Origin of the sequence: Mycetocola reblochoni REB411, from assembly GCF_900163835.1 — a bacterium.
GTDB lineage: Bacteria > Actinomycetota > Actinomycetes > Actinomycetales > Microbacteriaceae > Mycetocola_B > Mycetocola_B reblochoni.
Genome location: NZ_FUKR01000016.1, coordinates 24,053 through 31,221 on the forward strand (window position 1 = coordinate 24,053; position 7,169 = coordinate 31,221).

A 7,169-nucleotide genomic window follows, 5' to 3' on the forward strand; every position below is an offset into this window, starting at 1 on the left:
AAGAATCACAACATTTGCTCACTCTGGTCACCCCCTAACTCCTGACTTAGGTCAGGCCTTTTGGGCTACGTGATACTGACCAGAGGGGATCGGCGTTTAGGGGCGAGTACAGCCTACAGCGCCGGCGTCTTCCGCACCTCGTAAGCCTGCAACCTCAAGACAGGCGGATTAAGGGTGCACCCTACTTCGAGAGAACCGGGCTGTCATAGCGATTCGCAACACCGCGGAGCAAGCCGTCCGCGGTAACAGCCTCGACGCGCTCCAAGTCCTCGTTGTCATACCCGACGAGGTTAAGCCCCTGCATAGCTAGCTGCTCGAGTTCTTCCTTAGTCACTTCGTCCTCGGTGACCTGAACCGTAACCACAACGGTTCCAATACTCGGGGACTCAACAGACGCGATGTAGCCAGTCAGCGAGTCGGCGGGCCAATCAGGATCGGTCAGCAGCTCTGTAAAGCTGTCATGGCCCACGTTCGCTAGCCATTCCTTCTCCACCGTCTCTGCGAACTGCTTGTTCGCCGCTTCCCGATCCTCGGCTGATTCGGCTTCTGGCTTAGACACGGTCAGGGTCACGGTATCGCCGTCATTCACGCCATCACCCGCGGCGGGTGACTGTGACTCCACGGTCCAGTTGCTCGCCATGATCACAGTGTCGTCGCCGGCGTCCCACTCAACCTCAAGCCCAGCATCCTCGATTGCATCTCGCGCTTCGTCGCCGGCCATTCCTACAACGTTGGGCGCCTGCGCGCTGGACGACGATGATGTCGCGGATTCTGCGCTGCGCTCCGTTGTCGTGGATGAGCACCCCGCGAGCGTCAAGCCCGCTGCGAGGATGAGGGCCGTGGGGATCAGTCGTGCGCGGTTCAAGATGCTCCTGATGCGTTGGGGGAGATGAAGCTTCCACGTTACCGGGCGCGAGAGAGCCTGACTGATGCGAACGTGGCACCAGAACGAGGGGCATCTGAAGGTTGAGCTTCATCCCGTAAGCCTGCAACCTCAAGGTCGGAGAGTTAAGGACGTGGGCTACTTGCGGCCACCGTGGTACCCCGTGTGGCTATTTAGTGGCGGTAAATATTCATGGCCCGCACCCTACTTCCCACTACTGGGAAGTACCGATGATGCCAAAATGTGCACAATCACGCGGAGTCTCCGCACCAGGTGGCAACAAGTAGTGAGTACCGCATACCAGACGGCTCAGCCTTCGGGGGTTCGAATCCCTCACTCGCCACCGAACACCACGCGATGACCCGTCGAGCTCCCGCTCGACGGGTCGTTCTGTTTCGGCCGGCGGTCATGGTGTTCCCGTGACGCTTCGGGGACAGGGTCGCGGTCGTAGCCGAGCACCTCGCGACCTGGTCCATCGATGACGGACGACGGTGTCTGTCGGCTCATGGTGCCGGTCAGCCCCCTGGCCCGTCGTCCGCTGCGGCCGTCGCCCCGGCGTCACCCGGCACTCACCCGGCACTCACCCGTTCGGGGGTATCGATCGGCAGGTCTCGTCGGGCTAGGCTCGATCCACTGTGCCCGGCTTCACAGGCGGAACACAGGGTCTCCATAATTGCACCCGATACCGGACAGGTCCCCCACTCCATGCCACGGTCAACCGACGCCCACCGCCGGTCGCACAGCCCTCGCCCCACCCTCGGCCGCCGCGCGCGACGCGCCGTCGCCGCGGTCCTCACGATCGCGCTCGCCAGCGTCGGCCTCACCGCCACCGCTCAGCAGGCGCAGGCGGTCACCGTCACGCCCATGACGACGAGCTACAACGGCGTCGTCAACGGCGACTTCACCACCGCGGGCAACGGGGTGCTCGGCTGCACGGGCACCGCCTTCAGCGGCAGCATGACCTGCAACGACCTGCACAACGGCAGTGGGACCGCCGGGGCCTACAACGACTTCTTCGCGATGGCGAACGTCAAGCAGGCCGCCGGCTTCGAGGCGTACAGCAACTCGAGCACGGCCACCATCACGGTGCCCGCCGGGTCGACCGTGAAGAAGGCCGTCCTCTACTGGTCGGGGAACACCGGGGCTGTCGCCGGCTACACGGGCGCGCGCTGCGGCACCAACTCGTACAGCACGGCGACCATCCCTGACACCACCGCGGGGTACACCTCGCGGTCGCTGAAGATGCGCATCGGCACGGGGGCCATCCAGGACGTGCCCACCACGGCGTCGCGCACCCACACCGAGAACCTCTCGACGCAGCTGACCTCCGGCCAGCCGCAGTACTACTCCTCGTCGTCCGACGTGACCGCGCTGTTCGAGAACGCCGGGGTGTCCGGCAGCGTGCCCATCAGCGTCGGCAACATCTGGGCGGCCAACGGAGCCGCCTGCTACGCCGGCTGGTCGCTCGCCGTCGTCTACGACTTCGGCAGCTACGACGCGGCCAACCCGCTGACCACCGCCCGCAACGTCCTGCTCTACGACGGCCACGTCCGCAAGCAGAGCAACGAGGCGGCCGACACGGTGCGGTTCTCCGGCTTCACCGCCCTGACCAACCAGGCCCGCATCGGCATGACCCTGTACGAGGGCGACCGGGCGATCACCGGCGACTACGCGCAGTACCGCACCTCCAAGAACAGCACATCGGTGCGCATCCCCAACTCGCAGTCGAGCGACACGGGGGCGGGCGGCGCCACCGACAACATCGGCGTCTCGCACGCCCTCGGCAACCAGCGCTACCAGGGAACGGGCACGGGGCGCTTCTTCAACGCGAGCGTCGACGTGCTCGAGCGCACCGTCGCCATGGGCGGCATCGGCGCCACCTCGCTCGACCTCGACCTCGGCACCACGGGGGACTCCTACCTGCTGCAGAACACGGCGTTCTCGGTCCCGACCGGCCGTGTCGTCATCGACAAGTCCTTCAACGGCACCGCGGACACCCAGACGCTGCTGCCGGGGGAGGCGGGGACGTTCACCATCACGGTGACGAACACCGGAGGGGTGCCGCTGCGCAACCTCACGGTCACCGACCCGCTCGCCGGCGACTGCGCCCGGCCCGTGCCCGGCGTGCTGGGCCAGAACGACAGCTACCGCTACACCTGCACGGCGCCCGTCCGCGCGGGCGCCTACACGAACACCGCCTCCGTCGTCGGGACGGTCGACGGCTACGAGACGCAGCAGGTCCAGGACACCGACACAACGCGCGTCAACTCCGCCATCATCGACATCGACAAGTCGGCGGCCCTCGACGACCGCGCGATCGCGGGCGACACCGCCACCTACACCTTCGCCCTGACCAACACCGGCAGCGTGACGCTCGACCAGGTGGCGGTCACCGACCCGCTCGCCGGCCTCGGCCCGATCAGCTACACCTGGCCGGGAACGGCCAACCGGCTGCAGCCGGGTCAGACCGCCACGGGCACGGCGAGCTACACGCTCACCCAGGCCGACATCGACCGCGGCTACCTGGACAACACCGCCACCGTCACGGGCCGCGAGTCCGGCGGCAAGCAGCCGAGCGATGCCGACAGCAACCGTCTGCCCATCGCGCAGGCCTCGGCCATCGACGTCGTCAAGTCCGGCGTGCTCGCGGACCCGGCCGGCGACGTGGCCGCGGGCGACCTCGTCGACTACACCTTCACGATCAGCAACCCCGGCAACACCACGATCACCGACGTCGCGCTCAGCGACGCCCTCGCAGGACTCGGACCGGTCACCATCGACTGGCCGGGTGCGGACGGCGTCCTCGCGCCGGGCCAGAACGCCGTCGCGACCGCCAGCTACCCGCTCACCCAGGCCGACCTCAACGCCGGTCGCGTGACGAACTCGGCGACGGCGACGGGGACCGGCCCCGGCGGAGCACCGCTGACGGACACCTCCGACTTCGTGCTTCCCGTGCCGCCGGAGCCGGGCATCGACGCCGCCAAGACGGGCGGCCTGCCCAGCGGCGCGCTCGGCGTCCCTGGCGAGGTGATGACGTTCACCCTCACCGGGACGAACACCGGAAACCTCACCCTCACCGGTGTCACGCTCGAGGACTCCCTCGACGGCGTCGTCGTCGACGACTACCAGTGGCCGGGGGAGCCGGGCGTCCTCGACCCGGGTCAGATCGTGACCGCGACCGCCAGCTACACGCTCACCCAGCAGGACGTCGACCGTGGCTCGGTCGACAACGCGGTGACGGCGACGGGCAACCCGCCGACGGGTCCCCCGCAGACCAGCACCGACACGATCACCGCCCCCGTGCCCCAGACCCCCGCGATCGCGCTGGACAAGCAGGCGGCCTTCGACGACAGCGTCGAGGCGGAGCCGGGCCAGCCCGTCGACTACACCCTCACCGCGACCAACACGGGGAACGTCACGCTCAGCGGCGTCACCATCACCGACCCGAAGAGCGGCCTGTCCGCGATCGACATCGCCTGGCCGGACCCGTCCCGCCCCGGTGTCCTCGCCCCGGGCGAGAAGGCCGTCGGAACCGCGAGCTACCCGCTGACGCAGGCCGACCTCGACGCCGGCTACGTCGGCAACGAGGCGACCGCGACAGGGACCGGTCCGGGCGACGTCGAGGTGAGCGACAGCGACGACGCCCTCGTCGGCGTCCTCCAGGACGCGGCGATCCACCTGTCCAAGTCCGTCGAGGCCGACGCCAGGCCCGCCGTCGGCGATGAGATCCGCTTCGACTTCGCGGTCACCAACACCGGCAACGTCACTCTGTCCGGCACGCGCCTGTCCGACCCGCTCGTCGGGCTCGGCCCGATCACCTTCGGCGAGTGGCCGAGCGGGACCGCCGGCGTGCTCGCGCCCGGCCAGACCGTCACGGCCTCCGCACCGTACACGGTCACGCAGGCCGACCTGGACAACGGCATGGTCAGCAACACCGGCACCGTGCGCGCCGCATCGCCCACCGGCGACCCGGTCACGGACACCGGCTCCGCGACGGCCGAGTTCGACACCGAGCCGTCGATCGCCGTGAGCAAGTCGGGCGCCCTCGCCGACGGGGCGACGGGCCGACCGGGCGACACGGTCGAGTACCGCTTCGAGATCAGCAACACCGGGGACGTGACGCTCAGCGGCGTCGCCCTGGACGACCCGCTCGAGGGGCTGAGCGACGTCGTGTTCGGCGACTGGCCGGGCGACGCGGGCGTTCTCGCTCCCGGCACGTCCGTGACCGCGACCGCCAGCTACACGCTCACCCAGGCCGACGTTGACCGCGGCTCCGTCGACAACACCGCCACGGCGAGCGGGACGACGCCGCCGGGTGAGTCCGTGAGCGCCGAGGACAGCGAGACCGTCGCGATCGACGGCAGCGCGCGGCTCCGGCTGGACAAGACCTCCACGGCGGGCCTCTCCGACCCGGCCGCGGTGGGCGACGTGATCGAGTACGCCTTCCTCGTGGAGAACACGGGGACGCGCACCGTCTCCGACGTCGCGATCGACGATGAGCTCGACGGGCTGAGCGCACTCGTGTTCGGCGACTGGCCCGGCGACGAGGGCGTCCTCGCGCCCGGTGCGTCCGTGACCGCGACCGCCAGCTACACGCTCACCCAGGCGGACCTCGACCGGGGCGGCGTGACGAACGTCGCCGTCGCGACGGGGACCGCACCGGGTGGCGACCCGGCGGAGCCGGGCGAGGACTCCGTCACCGACCCGATCGACGGCTCCCCGTCGATCGTGCTCGACAAGACCGGCCCCGCGACCGCGCCCGACGGCACTGCGGCCGGGGACACGGTGCAGTACCGGCTGGAGGCCCGCAACGACGGCAACCAGACCCTCACCGACGTTCGGCTCGTGGACGAGCGGGCGGGCGAGCTGAGCGACGTCGTCTGGTCGTCGGGGACGGCCGGCACACTCGAGGTCGGCGGAACCGTCACCGCGACGGCCACCGTGACGCTGACCCAGGCCGACGTCGACGCCGGCCAGGTCGTGAACACGGCGACCGTGACCGGCACGGGCCCGCAGGGCGCCGAGGTGGACGCGGAGGACGCGGTCACGACGACCATCCCCTCCGCCCCGTCGATCAGCATCGTCAAGGACGGCGCCCTCGCCGACCCCGACGCGACGCCCGTCCGTGCGGGTGCCGTCGTCGACTACCGCTTCACGATCGAGAACACGGGCACCGTCAGCCTCAGCGACGTGTCCGTGACCGACGAGCTGCTCGAGGGGACGACGATCTCCTACGACTGGTCGGGCGCGGCCAGCGAGGGGACCCTCGCCCCCGGCGAGACCATCACCGCGACCGCGTCGTACGCGATCACGCAGGCGCAGCTGGACGCGGGTGAGGTGGTCAACACCGCCAGTGTCTCCGGCACACCGCCGAGCGGCGACCCGGTGGGCGACGAGGACGGTGCGACCGTCGAGCTGGCGCCCCAGGCCGGGATCGCGCTGACCAAGACCGGCTCCTTCGCCCCCATCGACGGGGACCGCGAGCTGTACGCCGCCGGCGACACGGTCGAGTACCTGTTCACGATCGAGAACACGGGCAACGTGACTCTCGACGGCGTCGCCGTCACGGACCCGCGACTGGGCGACGACCCGCGCATCAGCTACGACTGGTCGTCCACGGGGGAGGGCAGGCTCGCCCCCGGCGAGATCGTCACGGCGACCGCTGAGTACACGCTCACGCAGGCCGACATCGACGCGGGCGTGGTGCGGAACACCGCCACCGTGTCCGGCGATGCCCCTCAGGGGGGCTCCGTGACCGACGAGGCGGACGACGAGCTGACCATTCCCGCGGGACCCGCGCTGCAGGTCGTCAAGTCCGCGACGGTGCCCGAGGGGGCGGCCGCGGGCGACGAGGTCGCCTACCGTTTCGTCGTCACCAACATCGGCAACGTCACGCTCGGCGCGGTCGACGTCTCCGACGAGCTGCCCGGCCTCGGCGCGCTCGTCTACGACTGGTCGGACGCCGAGGCGGAGGGCACGCTCGCGCCCCAGCAGAGCGTGGCGGCGACCGCCTCGTACACGTTGACGCAGGCCGACCTCGATGCCGGGCGCGTGCAGAACACGGCCACTGCCCAGGGGACCCCGCCGACGGGCGACCCGGTCGGCGACGAGGATACCGTCGTGACCCCGTTGCCGGCGTCGCCGTCGATTGGTGTGGAGAAGTCTGGTGTTCGTGCTGGGGAGGGGGCTCCGGCTGCGGGTGACGTGGTGGATTACCGTTTCGTGGTTACGAACACGGGGAATGTGACTTTGAGTGATGTTGCTCTGGATGATCCGCGTCTGAATG

At 69.5% G+C, this 7,169-nt stretch carries 2 protein-coding genes; one reads left to right on the forward strand and one right to left on the reverse strand.

The features are described 5' to 3' along the window. Positions 1 to 181: 181 nt before the first annotated feature. Positions 182 to 865, reverse strand: a complete 684-nt coding sequence (locus FM119_RS02595) for a PASTA domain-containing protein (RefSeq protein WP_338065654.1) — start codon at positions 863 to 865, stop codon at positions 182 to 184. A gap of 723 nt (positions 866 to 1,588) precedes the next feature. Between FM119_RS02595 and FM119_RS02600 the strand changes: the two genes are divergently transcribed. Further along, positions 1,589 to 7,169, forward strand: a 5,581-nt coding sequence (locus FM119_RS02600; RefSeq protein WP_087136141.1) for a DUF7507 domain-containing protein, incomplete at its 3' end; no start/stop codon positions are given.